Source organism: Haloferula sp. BvORR071 (genome assembly GCF_000739615.1).
Taxonomy (GTDB): domain Bacteria; phylum Verrucomicrobiota; class Verrucomicrobiia; order Verrucomicrobiales; family Akkermansiaceae; genus Haloferula.
Window position 1 is genome coordinate 112072 of the sequence record NZ_BATP01000025.1, and the last position, 17534, is coordinate 129605.

Genomic DNA, 17534 nt, shown 5'->3' on the forward strand with positions numbered 1-17534 from the left:
AAGAGGAGCGGATCTGGACAGGGCGCGAGCCCCGAAGAAAGACGCCGCAGCCCCAGCCGCGAGCAAAGCATGACTTTTCCAACGAATCACTGTGTTATCATGCCATGCCATCTCATTCCCGCCGGAAGTCAAGACGGCGGGCCCGATTCCTCGGCTAGCTCTTGGGCGCCACCCGCTCGCCCCACTCGGTAGCGGCGGCTTCATCGTCCACTGCCCAGTTCTCGCGGAGCGCCTTGATCATCTTGTCGCGGCTCTCGCCGGGAGGCATGTCCTCCACCAGACGCGCCGCGGCCCGGGGATCTGACAGGGAAAGCCGCCCGAGGGCCCTCCTCCCACCCTCCTTGCCTAGATCCGCTTTGGCTTCGACCAAGCGCTTGAGGACGAACGCAGGGTCGACCGGGAAGCCACTATCACTGTTCATCAATTCAATCATTTGTCCCCGCTGCTCCTCGCTGAAGGATTGCCACTGTGCCTCGGCTTTCTCCGGGTTCTGCCACATGAGGGTAAGAACCTGCTGGTGAGAGGGCTGCGCATCAGGCTCGGGCGGGGCGGCACCCACGATCTGCAGCGCCCGCTTCAAGGAAGCCGCCTGCTCCTCTGGCATCTGCTGCGCAAGGCCCATCAGTTCATCGCCCCGGCCGCTGGTCTTCACCAGCTTGGCGAGCTCGTAACTCCGGTCACTCGCGATCAGGTCGGGATTGGCAGAAGCCGTCCCATGGCCGCATCCGGATTCTTGCGCGCCCAAGCCACCAGTGCCTGGGCCTTTGCCCCGGCCAGATTCGCGGGCTCGACGTTCCGCTCCACCCACTGCCAGGTGGCATCCAGATCGCTGCTCTTGCGCGCCAACTGCACTTGGATCTGATAAAGCGCGCTCCCTCCGGGCTTGGGCGAAGTTTCTTCATACAAGCTCGCGGAACCGGCGGGATCGTTCTTGGACATGCCCTCCAGCAAGCTCGCCATCAGCTTCGCAGGGACTGGATCATACTGGCCCTTCGCCCAGTTGAGGGCCGCCTGCGGATCGGCGCTCGCGACAAGCTGCACCATCCACCCGAGTTGGTTCGCGGGCGGCTCGCCCTTCGCCAGAATCCTCTCGAAGCAATCGAGCGCCTTCCCCGGCTCCGCACTGGCGACCCCCTCAAGCAAAGTCGAGTAGTCCCTTTCCCTGAGCTGGGATGCCGGCAGAGCGTCGATCATCGCCAGGCCCTTCTCTGGGTCCAGCGCACCCATCGCGGTGAAGCTCACCGGCGGACGCGGGTCGTAGAAGTCGCGGCCTTTCCACGCGAAAGGCTCCTTCTTGCCCAAGAGCAGTGGTAGCGCCCGTTCAGGATCGGTCGTGCACCAACGCCGCGTCACCTCCGCCAGCATGCCGCCATCCGCGCGCCGGTAAATCTCGCGGAACAGCCGCTCCGGATCGGTGGCCAGCATCTGGTCGATCCGCCATGAATCGAACTGGTTTGCCCCTCCAACGAAGAGATCCTCCAGCAACTCATCGGTCGACATTCCGGCTCGCCGGCGAAGGATGCTCCATGCTGGCGATCCAGACTTGCCCGCGCCACGGCGCGACTCCGCCGTGCGGTCTCCTGCCTTGGTCGGTGCAGCAGTCTTGGCCGGAGTTTGCACTGAGTCTGGAGAGCCGCCACCGATCCGCCCGGCAAAAAATGCCAGCGGCAACACGATCGCCCCGATGAGAAGATTCCGTTTCATCGCTGCTGCTGTTCCTCCAGGTAGCGCTGGAGCTTCGCCCGGGCTTTGCCGAGTCCTGCCTCCGGCAGTTCCATGCCCGGTTGCGCCGCCAGCGCCTGTGCCGCCTGCGGATCCTTGCTCGCCATCCCCGTGATCAAATTCTGGAAGGCCTGCATGCGCAGACCTTCATCGGGTATCTGGCCGATCTCCCCGATCAGACGCTGGCCGGTGGCAGGATCGCTGCTGTAGATCCGCCCCGACATCATCGAAAGCGCGGCCGAGCGGGCGACCCCATCCTGATCGGTGAGGCGGCTCCACCAGTCATTGACCTGCACCAAGCCGCCGGGAGACCAGCGTTCCAAGGCCTGCTGATAGAGCGCGATGTCCTGCTCGGCAGCAGGCATCTGCTGAAGGAAAGTGACGGCACGGTCAGCCTGCTCCTTGCTGGCGATCGTCTCGCTCAGCTTGCGGCGCTGCGCTTCCGTGAGCCGGTTGGCGGCAGCCGTGGCAAACGCAGGATCCGTCTCCAGGCATTTCGATATCGCTGCATTCAGCCAAGGCTGCTGGAGGGCATCGGGAAGTTTCTCCACTTCGCGAAAGGCCAAGGCGGGATCACTCAAGGCCATCGATGAGGCGAAGCTCCCGGCGAGCCGCGCGGCCACCTCCGGATTGCTCACCGAGCTCAAGCTGCCCGCTGCTTGGGCGATCGTTTGGATATCCAAGTCGGCCAGTGCGCGGGTGAATCCGGAGGAACCGCCCAAGGCCACGGCTTCCTCTCCTTGGGCCGCCGCGATCCAGCGGATCGCCGCCGCAGGATCCCTGCCAAGCCACTGCGCCGCACCCTTGGCCAGCGTGCCCCAATCGGTCTGGCGACCATACTCGACCTTCGCGTTGCTGCGAACCAGCTCCAGGGCCGCATCCGGCTGGCTCGCCATCAGGGCCAGCAGCGCGCGGTCACGGACCGAGTTCGGGGGAGCATGATCACTACCGCCACCGACCCCTTGGGAACCACTGCCGGTCATGTAATAGGCAAAGGTGCTTCCCGAACCCAGCTCCCTCGCCCGCGGCAGCAGTGCCAGGACCTTCAGCGGATCGCTCTCCGCAATCGGTGCCAGGTACAGCGCGAGCGCCGCACGCTTGGCAGCACCCTCTGGCAGCGTCGCCTGCACCCATGCCAGTGCCGCCGCCGGATCGCGCTTGGCCCAAGCATCTGCGATCTCGATCGCTGCCGTGCTGCGCGCCCGCGAGGGCGACATCGATTGATAAAAGGCCACCGCCAGCGCCGGATCGTCACCCGCCAAGACCTTCGCCAGGGCAGTGGACGCCTGCATTTGCTCCTCCACCGAACGCATCAGCGGCAGCAGCGCCTGCATGGCCGCCGGATTGGCGCGGGCCAGGCGGAGATAGAACCCGGTCCCCAGGGAAACGGAGCGCCAGGCACTGCCTCCCTCCTTGAGAAACTCGGCAAGATAGTGGATCGCCTGATCGGGATCGCTCTCCGAGAGCTGAATGAGAGCCCCCCTCGCAGCCTCGCCTTGTTCAGCAAGAGCCTTGGCCAGGTCGGCCGGGGAATCCGGGAAACGGGTTCTCCCGATCAAAATCGCATTCTCCAATGCATCGCGCAGCGCCGGAGAAAGACTCGCGTCCGCCAATTTCGCGTCGAGCAGCTCGGGATGCTCCCTGCCCAGCCAGAAGATCCAGCGCTGCCAGGAAGCGAAGACGCTGCCGCCGCCCTTTACGTCCATCAGCAGATCTGCCAGCCGCTCCGGAGCCACTTCGGAGAGTCGTTGCAAGAGGGCCTCCCCCGCCAACGGCTCGAGATCGCGCAGTCTGCGGCCTCCCAAAAACTCCTCGCATTCCGCCAAGCTGGCGCTTTCCAGCCGGCGCACCATCGCGACCCCACCCAGCTCGCTAGCCGGCCCCCCGGATACGGGTTTCGCCGCCCCGGCATTCCCTTGGGGCTCAACCCCCGATACCGGATCACCACCCGGACCACGGGTCATCCGGCCCGCCGCAAAGGCCGCCACCGCTCCGGCGGCCAAAAGGGCATAACTTTTCCACTCCGGCATCATGCGATGCCATATCAAAGCCGCCGCGAGTCAAGCTTGTCGCTTCGCTCAGGCTTTCCGGTGACGCAGGCGGTCGATGATCACGGCGACGATGATGATTACGCCGGTAATGATCTCCGTCCAGGGCGTCGGAATGCCGTTCAAATTGCAGCCCATGCGGATGGTGGTCATCAGCAGCGCACCGATCAGCGCACCGAGCACCGTGCCTTCACCGCCCGAGAGGCTGGCACCGCCGATCACCACGGACGCGATGACATCGAGCTCCAGACCCACCGCCGTGGTGGGATCACCCTGCGAGGACTTCGCCATCAGCATGATGCCGGAGAGCGCCGCGCAGACACCACCGATGATGTAAACCAGCAGCTTGGTCAGTGGCACATTCACACCGCAGAGCGTGGCGGTGTTTTCATTCGAGCCGACCGCAAAGACATGCCGGCCGAAGCGCGTGGAGCGCAGCACCAGGGTGAAGAGAATCACCAGCGCGATCATCATCCCGACGCCCCAAGGGATTCCCGCCCCACCCATCCACGGCTTATAGGCGGTCACGTTGAAGGGCAGGTTCACCGGCGATCCCTCCGCCCCAACCTTCGCCGCGCCACGGAAGATCTGCATGGTGCCAAGCGTGATGATGAAAGGCAGTTGCTTCAGCCCCGTTGTCAGGCCGCCATTCACCAGTCCGCAGAAGCCGCCGAAAGCGAGCGTTCCGACGAAGACCAGCGCGGGCGGATAGTTGTGCTTCACCAGCATGGCCGCGACCACGCTGCACAGCGCCACCACCGAGCCCGCGGAAAGATCGATACCACCGGATACAATGATCAGCGTCATGCCAATCGCCGCGATGCCCACGATCACCGTCTGCGTGAGGATATCGCGCATCACCTCCGCATGGAACATGGCGGAATTGAAGGCCCCGAAGATACCGTAGATCAGCAGCAGCGCGACAAAGGGACCGAGGATGGTGAGGAGCGATTTCAGGCGCATGGGAGAGAGGGAAGATCAGGGGAGGTCGACGGCCTTGCCGGTGGCCACCAGCATCACGTCATGCGGCGTCAGCTTCTCCACCGCCACGGCGCGGGTCAGGCGGCCCTGGCTCATCACCGCGATGCGGTCACAAACGCCGAAGAGCTCGGGCAGATAACTAGAAATGATCACCACCGCACGCGGCCGCTTGGCATCGGTGACGACTTCATTGATCGCTTCGTAGATCCGCGCCTTCGCCGCGATGTCGATGCCGCGGGTCGGCTCATCTAACAGCAGCACGTCGACGTCGTATTCCAAGAGGCGCGCAAAAGCTGCCTTCTGCTGGTTGCCGCCGGACAGCGCGCCGATTGCCTGCGCGGGGCCCTGGCACTTGATGCCGAGGCGCTCGATCCAGCGAGCGGTTGCCTGCTTCTGCCGGGAAGGGAAAACGGTGCCCACCTTGCCGAAGCGATCCAAGCAAGGCAACGTCACATTGTCCGCGATCGAGAGATTCAGCGCGAGGCCCTCCTCCTTGCGGTTCTCGCTGAGCATGCCGACGCCCTGCTTCCAGCGCTTGCGCGGCTTCGAGTGCTCGCCGCCGGCAGCACCACTGATCTTCACCGAGCCGGACTTCACCGCATCCAGGCCGAACAAGGCGCGCAGGAATTCGGTGCGCCCGGAGCCGATCAGGCCGGCAATGCCCACCACTTCGCCGCGGCGCAGTGTCATGCTGGCATCGGCAGGCTTCTTCTGCCCCGCGAGTCCGGAAATTTCTAACAAGGCGTCACCCGGCGTGCGTTCACTGCGCGGATAGAGATCCTCTACATCGCGGCCGACCATCATCGAGACGATCTCCTCGGGTGCGGTCGTGGCCACATCCCGGGTCCCCACCACCGAGCCATCGCGCAACACGGTCAGGCGCGAAGCGAGACGCTTCACCTCCTCCAGGAAGTGCGAGATGTAGATGATCGAAATCCCCTGCCCCTTCAGGCGGTCGATGAGTTGGAACAAGCGCTCGATATCCTTCTGCGCCAGCGAGGAAGTCGGCTCGTCGAAGACCAGCAGCTTGCAACCCATCGCCAGCGAGCGGCCGATCTCCACCAATTGCTGCGCCGAGACCGACAGCTTGCCCGCCTTCACCTCCGGGCGGATCTCGGGATGATCGAAATGCGCCAGTGCCTCAAGCGCCCGCGCCCGCATCATCTTGCGATCCACAAAGGGGCCCTTCCGCGGCTCCATCCCGAGCACGATGTTCTCCTCCACCGTCAGGTGCGGCGCGATCGAGAGCTCCTGATAGATCATCCCCACCCCGCGCGCCCGCGCATCGAGCGGATGCCGTGGCTGGTAGACTTGGCCATCGAAGCTCATCTCGCCCGCATCCGGCGCATGAGCACCGGAGAGCACCTTCATCAGCGTGCTCTTGCCCGCACCATTCTCACCGACCAGCGCATGCACCTCCCCCGGCAAGACCTCAAGGTCCACCCGGCCGAGCGCGATGGTCGGCCCGAAGGTCTTGCGGATGCCCCGCATTACCAAGCGTGGAGGAGTATCGGACATCAGCGGTTCAAATTGATAGGCACCACGAATCACACCAATCCAACGAATCCCAAACAGAAGGCATCGAGTAGGTTTTGCTCCCCGCGAGGCCCTTCTTCATTCGTAAGATTCGAAAGATTCGTGGTGCCTTCCTTTGTCTTCAAGGAACCTGCGTCTTGATCAGCGCAGCCACCTTCGCATCTTCCAGATTCGCCGCCGTGATCAGAGTCGCCCCGGTATCGATCACCGGCTCCACCTTCTCGCCCTTGAGCTTCGCCACCGCGGTCTTCACGCCGAGGTAGCCCATGTTCACGGGATCCTGCAGCACGCTGCCCTGCATCTCGCCCTTCTTCAGCGCATCGATGAAAGTCGCATCGCAGTCGAAGCCGACGAACTTGACCTTGCCGGCCTGGTTCTTGCCGCGCAGCGCCTGGAGCATCCCGTAGGTGCTGGTCTGGTTGCTGGCGAAGATCCCCTGCACCGTCAGGCTGTCACCCGAGGTGAGGCGGGTCAGCAGGTTGGTCGCGGTGTCCTGGGCCTGGCTGGCGGTGGCACCCGCATACTGCTCGGAGCTTACCACCTCGATGTCCGGATAGTTCGCGATCTCCTTCAGGAAGCCTTCCTCGCGCTGCTCGGTGGAGGCACTGCCCTGCGCATAGCGCAGCACGGCGACTTTGCCCTTCTTGCCCAAGCTTTCGGCCAGCGCCTTGGCAGCGATCTTCCCGCCCTCGCGGTTGTCGGTCGCCACGTAGCTCGAAATGAAGTCCGCGCTATCGGCCAGTGAGGAGTCAATGATCACCACCGGCTTCTTCGCCGATACTTCCTTCACCACATCGCGCAGCGCAACCGCATCGAGCGGCGCGACGACAATCGCGTCGTTCTGCAGCGCCTGGTTCTTCACCAGGTCGATCTGCTGGCTGCGGTCGTCCTCCTTCTGCGGCCCGATGAAGGTGACCTTCACGCCGAGTTCGGTGGCAGCCTTCTGCGCGCCCGCTTCCACGGACTTCCAGAAGATGTGGGTGGTCCCCTTCGGGATCACGGCGATGCGGGTTTGGCCAGAGCCGCCTCCGGATTTGTCATTGTTGCAACCGGCTAACAGGGCGGCCGCGGTGAGGGCGAAAAGCGTGGTGGATTTCATCTTGGGTTATCGATCTATCCGAAACTTGGGCAATGGATTCCGGAAAGTCACGCATACGGGTGACCCGGCCGGAAACTCTCGGCTGTGTCAGGAGGCAGCCATAAACAGATTTAAACCGCGAATGGACGCCAATGGGCGCGAATGAAAAGCCCCTTTTGCGGGGACGCGGTACCCCTTCGGGTAGTCCTTTCTCTCTTCATCTCAAAATTCGCGTCCATTCGCGGCTTCAAAACTCAAGCCCTCCCGTAAAGCGGGCCGTAGTTCGCGCAGGCCCGGAAATCCGCTCCTTCCAGATCCGCGGTCCCGAAAGCCCGCCATGCCGCCGGGCGGAAAACCCGCTCCTCGCTGACATTGTGCATATAAACCGGGATCCGGAGCATCGCCGCCAGCGTGATGTAGAGGTGGCCGATGTGGCCGTGGCTCATGACACAATGATTCGCACCCCAGTGGTTCATCACCTCGTAGGCGCTGCGGAAGGCTCCCTTGCCGGTCAGGATCGGGGCAAACCAAGTGGTCGGCCAAGTCGGATTCGTCCGCTGGTCGAGCGCGTCATGCACATCCTCCGGCAGGTCGATGGTGTGGCCCTCGGCGATCTGCAGCGCGGGGCCGAGACCATCGACGAGATTGAGCCGGATCATCGTGGCCGGCATGCCGCCGCGGGTGCGGAAGCGCGTGCTCAGGCCACCGCCGGGGAAGTATTCGGTGATCGAGGGATGCCAGGTGGTGGCCTTCAGGCACTTCTCCACCTCCGCCTCGCTGATATCCCAGAAGGGCTTCATCGCGGGAACACCATCAACTTCCTGCTGACCGGTGCCATCCAGCGCCGCCGGGCCGGAATTGATCAGGTGCAGGATCCCATCCGCCACCAACGGATGACTGAAGGACTTGCCGCTTGCACGCTCGATGGCCGCTCCACTCCAGTAGGTCCGCAGGTCCGCGAAGATCTGCGCGGTATGGGTGAGCAGCGAGCCGAAGAGCATGCCCGCACCGTTCAAAGCATCGTTCTCTGTCGCCAGAATGTAGGGCGCGCGCTTGCCATTCCAGTCGAAGGAGGAATTCAGGATCGCCTCCATGAAGTCACCGTTCGGGAAGTGGTCAGTCCACTGTCGCTGGCCCTGGAAGCCCGCGGCGATCGCATTGTGGCCTTGGGCCTGCTCACCGAGACCCATTGCTGCCAGCTTCGGATTCCCCGCCATCAGGTCGCGGGCAATCAGAGCCATCTTCACGCTGTCCTCCCACTCGGAATCGATCTGCTCGCGGCTGCGCGTGGTCTCCGGCGAGTTGTAGTCCTTGCCCTCCGGGCAGTTGGCCTTCACCCAGGCGAGCGCCTTCGCATACTCCTCTTGGTCGTACCAGCCCTTGCGCATGCGCCCGGCGAATTCGCTCATGTCGACCGCCTCGACCCGCATGCCGAGCCACTTCTCCCACATCGCGGGATCCACCACCGAGCCGGCAATCCCCATCGAGGTGCCACCCATCGAGAGGTAGCTCTTGCCGCGCATCAGCGCGACCGCCAGGCCGCAGCGGATGAAATCGAGGAGCTTGCCGCGCACATCATCCGGGATCTCCGTATCGGTCGCCGCCTGCACATCCTGGCCGTAGATTCCGAAGGCCGGCAGGCCCTTCTGCGCATGGCCCGCGAGCACCGCCGCGAGGTAAACCGCGCCTGGCCGCTCGGTGCCATTAAAGCCCCACACCGCCTTCGGCAGATGCGGATCCATGTCCATGGTCTCCGAGCCGTAGCACCAGCAAGGCGTCACTGTCAGGGATACGCCCACGTTCTCACGCCGGAATTTGTCCGCGCAGGCCGCCGCTTCCTTCACCCCGCCGATGCAGCTGTCCGAGATCACGGACTCCACCGGGCTGCCATCGGGATAGCGCAGCTCGCGGGCGATCAACTCGGCCACAGCACGGGCCTGTTGCATGGTGCGTTCTTCAAGCGATTCGCGGACGCCGCCGAGACGACCATCGATCGCCGGGCGAATGCCCACCTTGGGATAGGGCGCAGGGTTCATGCTCCGGAAATAGTGGAACGGAAGCGCACTTGTCACTCCAGAAATGGATAAATTTGCTTAGACTATTTTCCTTAATGGAGCCCTATCGGCGATTTCCACTCACCAACATGGATGTTTTTGCTTCCAATTCATCACAACCATGGAATAGCAAATCCATCGTGTCGCCCGCCCCTGATCCCACTCCCGCCTTCCTGTCACGTCAGGTGGAGTCGTCACGGGTCTTCTTCTTCGATGATCCGGACAGCTCCGGCTTCGAGGTGAAATGCGGTGGCATCGAGCATTGCCAGCCGGACTACCGCATCGACCGCGAGAACTTCCCTTGGTTCCTGCTCGAGTTCGTGCACGGCGGCCGGGGGACTCTCGCGCTCGGCGAACAGGAAGCCTCGCTGAAGCCGGGTGTCTTCTTCCTCTACGGGCCGGGAATGCCGCATCACATCGCCACCGATCCGGCCAAGCCGCTGGTGAAGTACTTCGTCGGCTTCTCCGGCAGCGAGGCCGCAGCCTTCCTGGAACGCTACGACCTCCAGCCCGGCACCATCTCCCAGTGCCTGAAGGCCGAGCCGATCCGCCGCGCCTTCGATTCCCTGATCGAGCGCGGCTCGCGGAACTCCAGCTACTCGCGCCCACTCTGCACCGCGATCGTCCAGCAGCTCCTCTTGATGTGCCGCGAGGACGCCGTCGATGCCGAGGGCACCGACACCCGCGCCTTCGCGACCTTCAGCCGCGTGAAAGCGCACATCGAAGGCCACTTCCTCGAACTCGCCTCGCTGGAATCGGTCGCCACCGCCTGCGAACTCGACGCGCCCTACATCTGCCGGCTCTTCAGCCGCTTCCACGACGAGAGCCCCTACCAGTTCCTCACCCGCCTGCGCATGCAGCACGCCGCGGTGCTGCTGCTGGAGGAAGGCACCAGCGTGAAGGAAGTCGCCCACGCCACCGGCTTCCCCGATCCCTTCCACTTCTCCCGCGTTTTCAAATCCATCCACCGCGTGCCGCCCTCGCGTTTCCGCCAGGCGATCCACGCCAAGCAACCGCGCTAAGCCATGTCCACTGCCGCCACCCTCCAAGAACTCGTCCAGCTCTCCCGCGAACTCGGCCGCGAAGACCGCCATCTCGCGATCCTCGGCGAGGGCAATACCTCCTCCGATCTTGGCGACGGCAGCTTCCTGGTAAAAGCCTCCGGCACCTCCCTGAGCACCATGTCCGCGGATGGCTTGTCCCGCGTTTCGCACGCGAAGGTGGATGCCCTGTTAGATCGCAGCGACCTCAGCGAGCAGGACATCGAGGACGGCTTGGTCGCCTGCCTCGCGGACCCCACTCACAAGAAGCCATCGGTCGAAACCTTCCTCCACTCGCTCTGCCTGCGCGAGCCCGGCGTGAAATGGGTCGGCCACACCCACACCGTTTCCGTGCTCTCTATTCTGGCGAGCAAGCTGGGCTCCAAGCCCTTCCTCCGCCACGTCTGCCCGGATGCCATCGTCGTCTGCGGCCGCCATGTACTACTGATCCCGTACATCAATCCCGGCCTCGACCTCGCCATCGCCATCCGCGACGGCCTCGCCCGCTTCCGCGCCGAGCATGGCAAGCCACCCAAGGTCATCCTTATGGAGAACCACGGCCCAGTCGCCCTCGGCTCCAGTAGCGCGGAAGTCCTGAACATCATGCTGATGCTCGACAAGTGGGCCCGCGTGCTCCTCGGCAGCTTCGCCGCCGGCGGCCCGAACTTCCTCTCCGAGGAAGACGCCGCCAAGATCGACCAACGCCTCGACGAAGCCTACCGCCGCAAGATGATCGAGGCGAAGGCGTGAAGTGCTTCAGCCGAACAGCGCCCTAACACCCGGGTGCCTCTTAGCCGGGTGCGCGGAGCCACTGGCCCGCAGAACGGTCCCCAACTGCCCGCAGCCCCATCCAGCTCCGTAGACCCCAAGCTCAGAAGCCGTAATTCACCGCTAGTTTCCGTTCCGGCTTGCGAACCGGCTTCCCGGTCGCATCGATCAAAACCGGCGTGACCGCGACCGCAACCCGCGAACCGTCGGGCAGCGTTTGCACCGACAGGCGGGTGCCGAAGTCAGGCGCATAGCCCGCGTCCTCAATGTGCACGTGCTTGCCGCCATTGGTCCTGCCTGCGGTATCCGAATAGGATGTTTTCAGAAGATGGCCTCCTCCCAAGCTTCCCGCTTGCATGCGAAGAACCTTGCCACCCATGGGAGATCTCGTGTCTTCGCTCCAGTCGCACAGGCCAACCTCATACTGACGAGTCGTGATCGAGGGAATTGTCTGAACCTTCACCCCTCTGCTCCTTTCCAAATCCTTGAGCAAGCGCTTCGCGGTCTTCTCGTCAAAGCCACCACCAGAGGGAGCGGTCCACTTGGATCCCGCAGGAATTTCGAAGACCTGCGCCTGCATCTGAAATTGCACCGGCAAGTCACCGATGGTCCCGGCGATCGCCGAAGAAACGGCGAGCACATCCCCGGCGCTACGGGTTTCCATGCTCAGCTTGCTCCCTGTAAGCGAAAACCGGGTGGAATCGTCGAGATCGATGCCGAAGTTGGTCAAGGCGCTGCGCACATCCCTCGCATTCCCCTTTTCACCCAAGCGCGCCACAAAGTCAGGCGGCACCGAGAAGGTCTCTTTCACCAGCTCCCCGTTTTCCTGCACACGCGGGGCCTTGAAGCGGTAGGTGCTACCATCTCGCTCCACGGTCATTTCCGCGGCAGCGGCGATGACCCTGACGGAATTGTCCAAGGTCCGGGGTGCCTCCAGCTTGACCCGAAGGGGCTTCTCCGGTCCCGGCGGCAGCTCGAAAGCGAGCTTCAGGGGCTTTTCACCGGTCTTGCTGCAGAGCTGCTCATAAGAGACCCGCACCTTGTCCAAGGCGGCCGATGGCGTCAGCCCGCTGACCTTGATCTCCTCCACCAAATAGAAGTTCTTCAATGGATCGGCCTTGGAGGAGGCCATCGCCTTCCCACCGGACTGGCTATTCTGCGCCGCACCAAATCCACAGCTACTGCCGGTCCACACCCACGCGAAGGAAGTCAACGCGATGCCCGCGGTCGCCAACAAGTTCTTCATAACTCGCCATGCTGCCGGGAACTCATCCCTTGGCAAGCAGGCTCTCAGTCTTCGAAACCCGCATCCACCAGCAGGTTCCGCCCGGTCGCCGCACCCACCGCGAGCACATCACAACGCTCGTTCTCCTTGTGACCCGCGTGCCCGCGCACCCATTTCCAGGTCATCTTGTGGATGTCCGCCGCAGCGGAAAGACGCAGCCACAGATCCTGGTTCTTCACCGGCTGGTTGGAGGCCGTACGCCAGCCCTTCGCCTTCCAGCCCTTGATCCAGTTCTTCACCATCGCATCGATGACGTAGCGCGAATCGGACAGCAGCTCGACCTCGCATGGCTCCTTCAAGGTCTCCAGCGCCACAATCGTCGCCAGCAGCTCCATCCGGTTGTTCGTAGTGCGAGTGTAGCCCTTCGCCAGCTCCAGGCGGTGCTTGCCGCAGACCATCACCACTCCATATCCGCCCGGTCCGGGATTTCCCCGGCAAGCCCCATCGGTATGGATCGTCACGCGCCGCATTAGCGCGCGGAGGGAAGCGGGGATTTCACCCCTCGGCTAGGCTTAAAGGCAGTGAACCGCGAAAAACGCGAAACTCCGCGAAATCCAAACAACCATCAAAGGCATCCCTGCTTCCTGCCTTTCAAATTTCGCGGCCTTTCGCGTTTTTCGCGGTTAAGAATCCGGCCCCCCTACTACTCCGTAACCGAAGAGAACTTGGCGGCCATCCAAGGATTTGCGAAGAAGCCGATGCTCCCGGCCCGTTCCCTGCTAGCGCCTCCCGCCGCCTAACCGCCTATGCTCATCGATATCGCCCGCGCCATCCTCGGTCTCGCCGTTCTGATAGCTTTGGGCGTGGCCTTCTCGGAAAACCGGCGGGCCATCGATTGGAAATTGGTCGGCGGCGGGCTCCTGCTCCAGCTCATCCTCGCCCTGCTCTTCCTGGTCGTTCCCGGCGGCAATTGGATCTTCGACCAGCTCGCCGCCTTCTTCATCTGGGTCACCGACTTCTCCCAAGAGGGAGCGAAGTTCGTCTTCGGCCCGCTCGCGGATCCGGCTTCGCTCGGCCCCGTCTTCGGCGGCGGCAAGGCCGTCGTCTTCGCCTGCTACGTGCTCCCCACCATCATCTTCTTCTCCGCACTGTGCTCGCTGCTCTACTACTGCGGCATCTTGCAGAAGGTGGTGTGGGCCTTCGCATGGGTGACCAAGCGCTTCATGAAGCTCTCCGGCGCGGAGTCGCTGGCAGCGGCGGCGGAGATCTTCCTCGGCCAGACCGAGTCGCCGCTGATGATCAAGCCCTACATCGACCGCATGAACCGCAGCGAGATCTTCGCGCTTATGACCGGCGGCATGGCCACCATCGCCGGGGGCGTGCTGCTGGCCTACATCGGCTTCCTCGGCGGCAATGATCCGGCGCAAAAGATCGCCTTCGCCAAGTTCCTGCTCTGCGGCTCCTTCATGGCCGCACCCGCCTCGCTGGTGGTCGCCAAGCTCCTGATCCCCCAGACCGAGCAGATCGATGACTCGCTGCACGTGCCGAAGGACAAGCTCGGCGCGAACCTGCTGGATGCACTGGCCAATGGCACTTCAGAGGGCCTCAAGCTCGCCGCCAATGTCGGCGCCATGCTTATTGCCTTCATCGCCTTCGCCGCGCTGGTGAATGGCTGCCTGGCGAAGATCCACCCGAACCTCTCGCTCGATATCCTGCTCGGCTACCTCTTCGCCCCCGTCGCTTGGATCATCGGCGTGGAAACCGCGGACATCTCGAAGGTCGGCTCCCTGATCGGCACCAAACTGGTCTTCACCGAATTCCTCGCCTACGAGCAACTCGGGAAGCTGAAAGCCGCCAGCGGCTTGGCCCCGAAATCGATCTTCCTCGCCACCTTCGCGCTCTGCGGCTTCGCGAACTTCGCCTCGATCGGAATCCAGCTCGGCGGCACCGGCAGCATCGCCCCCGGCCAGCGCCCGACCATCGCGGCACTGGGCTTCAAGGCGGTCCTCGCCGGCACCATGGCCACCCTGATGACCGCCACCCTGGCGGGCGCAATGTATCACTGGGCGGCGGGCGCGATGTATCAACTCGCAAAGTAAGCCTGACAGCCTTTCCCACATTTCGGATTTTCAGGGGGCCCTCAGGACGCTAAGCAAGCGCCCCCTCCCCGGGATACGCATGAGCGCCGAAGCTTCAGATCTGCAGCGGCCGGCCAGCGAGCAGCTTGACTCGCTGATCGAGCGCATCGGCGTGGTGCCGCTCGAGGAAATCGTCCGCGACCTGCTGCAGCACAGCGCAAATGCCCTCCAAGTCGAGCGGGTCGGCTACTGGAGTATGGAAGGCGGCGGCCGCGCGATCTGCCGCGAATACCAGTTCGAACTCTCCGGCAACCGCTTCGACAGCGACAAGCTGCGCCTCGAATCCGCCGATTTCCCCTCCTATTTCAAGGCCCTCCACCACGGCTCGAACCTCGTCGTGTCCGACGACACGATGGAGGACCCGCGCCTGACCGAGTTCCGCGAGACCTACTTCAGGCCGCTCGGCATCCGCGCCATGCTCGATGCGCCGGTCCACCGCCATGGCCGGCTCTTCGGCGTGGTCTGCCACGAACACGTCGGTGAGACCCGCCACTGGGCGCCTTCCGAGGTCGATTTCGCCCGCTATGTCGCCCAGTGGGTCGCCTTGGCGGTGGAAATCGATGGCCGCCAGCGGGCCGAAATCGCCCTCCGCGAGAGCCAGGCACGCTACCGGATGGTGCTCGAGCACTCGCCGACGCCGACCTTGGTGCTCGATCTGGAAGAGAACGGCCGCTTCTTGGAGGCCAATGACGCCGCGGCACGCTTCTACGGGGTCACCCGCGAGCAATTGCTGGCGGGCGGCCCGGTCGATTTCAGCCCGGAATTCCAGCCGGACGGCCGCGCCAGCACCGAGTCCGCCCGCGAAAAAATCAGCCTCGCCCTCGACGGCGAGGAGCCGCGCTTCGATTGGGTCCACCTCCATGGCGACGGCCACCTGATCCCCTGCTCCGTCCACCTCGCCCGCATGCCAGGCCGGATGAACCCGCGGGTAATCGCCACGGTCATCGACAAGACCGAGCAACTGCGCACCGAGGAAACCATGCGCCGGGCGCTGGAGAATGAACGCGAGCTGAGCGACCTGCGCTCCCGCTTCACCGCCATCGTCTCCCACGAATTCCGCACTCCGCTCGGCGTGATCATGTCCGCCATCGAGCTGCTGCGGAACTACCACGACCGCCTGGACGTGGACCGCCGCAGCGATCTCTTCGAGGACATCCACACCGCCACCAAACGGATGGGCGACCTGATGGAGCAGGTGCTGGTGCTGGGCGGCGCAGACGCCGGCAAGCTGGCCTACACCCCGGAGCCGATGGACTTGGCAGCGGTCTGCGAGAAGCTGATCGACGAGTCGCTCTCCGCCACCGTCCGCAAGTGCCCGATCGAGACCTCCTTCGCTCCGGATCTAACCGGCGCGACCGGCAGCGAGTCGCTGCTCCGGCATATCTTCTCCAACCTCCTCTCGAACGCCGCGAAATACTCCCCTGCAGGGACCCCCGTGGAATTTTCGGTGCAGCGCGATGACGACCATGCCGTCTTTACCGTCCGCGACCGCGGAATCGGCATCCCGGCAGAAGACCAACCGCGGATGTTCGAAGCCTTCCACCGCGCGCGGAATGTGTCGGACATCGCGGGCAGCGGCCTCGGCCTGCTGATTACCAAGCGCTGCGTGGAACTCCACGGCGGCAGCATCGGCTTCGAATCAGCGGCCGGTGAGGGCACCGCCTTCACCGTGCGATTGCCGGTATTTGCTTAAGCCGCCGCCGCATGCTGCGCCACATAGCCCAGCATCGTCCCCGCAATCCTGTGGTAAAGCGCCACCCATGCCTGGCGGACTTCGAGCGTGTAAGTCTCGCCAAGCACCTCCTCCAGCATCGTGGTCAAGGCGCTGCCGATGGTGGCGTAGTGCCGCGGCCGGAGGCCGTATTCCGAGAGACGGGAGCCGAGCTCAATCAGCGTTTCTTCCAGCTCAGCCGGCGCATCGAGGAGCTCGACGGCACTGCCAAGCATGGACATCAGCTTGATCGATTGCAGTTCCACATCGGTCTTGAACAGCGGGCTCAGACCCGGGTCGAGTGCGAAAAGCTGTTCATAAAACAAGGGGGCGGCGAGCTCCGCGTTGCGTTCCAGTTGGTGGAAAGACTTGCGAAGCCGGCGAATTTGTTCTGCGGTCATCACGGTTACAGCAGAGCAGAACGGCGGGATCTACGCACTACGACTTTGGTCGGATGCTCTGTCTCCAGCTTCGGCCTGCCACAACTGTCCCGCCCCAGCCATGAAGAAGATCCTCGTGATCGAAGACCAGCCGCAGATGCTCCGCAATCTGGCGATGATGCTCGGCTTCGAAGGATATGAAGTGACCACTGCTCCCAACGGCCAAGCCGGGGTGGAGCAAGCTCTGGCTGCACCGCCGGACCTGGTGATCTGCGACGTGATGATGCCGGAGCTCGACGGCCACGGCGTGATCCAGACGCTTCGGAAAAATCCCGCCACCGCCACCGTCCCCTTCATTTTCCTGACCGCCCGCAGCGACCGCGAGGATGTCCGCACCGGCATGAATTCCGGCGCGGATGACTATTTGGTCAAGCCGGTGCCGCGGGAGGAATTGCTGGCTGCCGTCGAGGCCCGTTTGACCCGCTCCGAGGCCGTGGAAGCCCGGATCCTGGCCGCGGCCACCGCCGGCGGCTTCGCCCCCGATTTCTCCTCCCACGAGCCGCTGCTCTCCTTGGGCCTGACCAACCGCGAGGCGGAAGTGCTGCTCTGGGTCTCGCAGGGCAAGAGCAATGCCGACGTGGCCTCGATCCTGGGGATGAGCGAAAAGACGGTGAAGCAGCACCTCGGCAGTATTTTTACGAAATTAGGGGTAGAAAACCGCAACGCGGCGGCGCTTCAAGCGGTTGAAGTGCTCGGCAAGCCCAAGGCCGTCTAAATCGCTGCGGAAATTTTCGGATTTCACGATTCCGGGAGTCGCGTAACGTTTTCGTAACCTTCGGCCGCCAAGCTCGTA

At 63.6% G+C, this 17534-nt stretch carries 15 protein-coding genes; 5 read left to right on the plus strand and 10 right to left on the minus strand.

The genetic code is table 11. The annotated features are described in order from the left end of the window. Nucleotides 1–154: 154 nt before the first annotated feature. The 7 genes from BV071_RS14335 to BV071_RS14365 all read right to left on the minus strand — a co-directional run bounded on the left by BV071_RS14335 (nt 155) and on the right by BV071_RS14365 (nt 9401). A complete protein-coding gene (locus BV071_RS14335) occupies nt 155–745 on the minus strand; it encodes a hypothetical protein (RefSeq protein WP_035608289.1) in 591 nt (196 codons plus the stop codon). After that, nucleotides 688–1704, minus strand: coding sequence for a hypothetical protein (locus BV071_RS14340; RefSeq protein WP_035608291.1), 1017 nt, complete (start codon nt 1702–1704; stop codon nt 688–690). The genes BV071_RS14335 and BV071_RS14340 overlap by 58 nt, the downstream gene beginning before the upstream one ends. Then, nucleotides 1701–3755: a hypothetical protein gene (locus BV071_RS14345; protein ID WP_035608293.1), complete on the minus strand. Its 2055-nt coding sequence runs from the start codon at nt 3753–3755 to the stop codon at nt 1701–1703. The genes BV071_RS14340 and BV071_RS14345 overlap by 4 nt, the downstream gene beginning before the upstream one ends. Before the next feature lie 45 nt (nt 3756–3800). After that, entirely contained in the window at nt 3801–4733 is a 933-nt protein-coding gene (locus tag BV071_RS14350) for an ABC transporter permease (protein WP_035608295.1), read from the minus strand. Between the two features lie 15 nt (nt 4734–4748). Continuing rightward, nucleotides 4749–6269: a sugar ABC transporter ATP-binding protein gene (locus tag BV071_RS14355; RefSeq protein ID WP_035608298.1), complete on the minus strand. Its 1521-nt coding sequence runs from the start codon at nt 6267–6269 to the stop codon at nt 4749–4751. Nucleotides 6270–6408: 139 nt separating this feature from the next. Beyond that, nucleotides 6409–7386: a substrate-binding domain-containing protein gene (locus BV071_RS14360; protein WP_035608300.1), complete on the minus strand. Its 978-nt coding sequence runs from the start codon at nt 7384–7386 to the stop codon at nt 6409–6411. A 233-nt stretch (nt 7387–7619) separates the two neighbouring features. After that, the gene (locus BV071_RS14365; RefSeq protein ID WP_035608302.1) at nt 7620–9401 is read right to left on the minus strand and encodes an L-fucose isomerase; all 1782 of its coding nucleotides are present in this window, start codon (nt 9399–9401) and stop codon (nt 7620–7622) included. A gap of 158 nt (nt 9402–9559) precedes the next feature. On the opposite strand from BV071_RS14365, the gene BV071_RS14370 reads away from it, so the two are divergent. Together BV071_RS14370 and BV071_RS14375 are read left to right on the plus strand one after the other, a co-directional pair. After that, complete coding sequence (locus BV071_RS14370; RefSeq protein ID WP_265594443.1) at nt 9560–10441, plus strand: AraC family transcriptional regulator; 882 nt, start codon at nt 9560–9562, stop codon at nt 10439–10441. 3 nt (nt 10442–10444) lie between these two features. Then, on the plus strand, nt 10445–11209 hold the full coding sequence (locus tag BV071_RS14375; protein ID WP_035608306.1) for a class II aldolase/adducin family protein: 765 nt from the start codon (nt 10445–10447) through the stop codon (nt 11207–11209). Nucleotides 11210–11330: 121 nt separating this feature from the next. Here BV071_RS14375 and BV071_RS14380 read toward each other — a convergent pair whose 3' ends face one another. Both BV071_RS14380 and rnhA read right to left on the minus strand, forming a co-directional pair. Next, the gene (locus BV071_RS14380) at nt 11331–12473 is read right to left on the minus strand and encodes a hypothetical protein (RefSeq protein ID WP_035608309.1); all 1143 of its coding nucleotides are present in this window, start codon (nt 12471–12473) and stop codon (nt 11331–11333) included. A 44-nt stretch (nt 12474–12517) separates the two neighbouring features. Then, nucleotides 12518–12982 (minus strand): ribonuclease HI, encoded by a 465-nt coding sequence (gene rnhA / locus BV071_RS14385; protein WP_035608312.1) that lies wholly within the window; start codon nt 12980–12982, stop codon nt 12518–12520. 276 nt (nt 12983–13258) lie between these two features. Between rnhA and BV071_RS14390 the strand changes: the two genes are divergently transcribed. Then, nucleotides 13259–14551: a nucleoside transporter C-terminal domain-containing protein gene (locus BV071_RS14390; RefSeq protein ID WP_052573358.1), complete on the plus strand. Its 1293-nt coding sequence runs from the start codon at nt 13259–13261 to the stop codon at nt 14549–14551. 79 nt (nt 14552–14630) lie between these two features. Then, the gene (locus BV071_RS32985) at nt 14631–16283 is read left to right on the plus strand and encodes an ATP-binding protein (protein WP_052573359.1); all 1653 of its coding nucleotides are present in this window, start codon (nt 14631–14633) and stop codon (nt 16281–16283) included. Here BV071_RS32985 and BV071_RS14400 read toward each other — a convergent pair. Continuing rightward, nucleotides 16280–16702, minus strand: coding sequence for a globin domain-containing protein (locus BV071_RS14400; protein WP_035608314.1), 423 nt, complete (start codon nt 16700–16702; stop codon nt 16280–16282). The genes BV071_RS32985 and BV071_RS14400 overlap by 4 nt on opposite strands. Nucleotides 16703–16802: 100 nt before the next feature. Here BV071_RS14400 and BV071_RS14405 point away from each other — a divergent pair, with 100 nt between their 5' ends. Continuing rightward, nucleotides 16803–17456 (plus strand): response regulator transcription factor, encoded by a 654-nt coding sequence (locus BV071_RS14405; RefSeq protein WP_035608316.1) that lies wholly within the window; start codon nt 16803–16805, stop codon nt 17454–17456. The last annotated feature ends 78 nt before the right edge of the window (nt 17457–17534 follow it).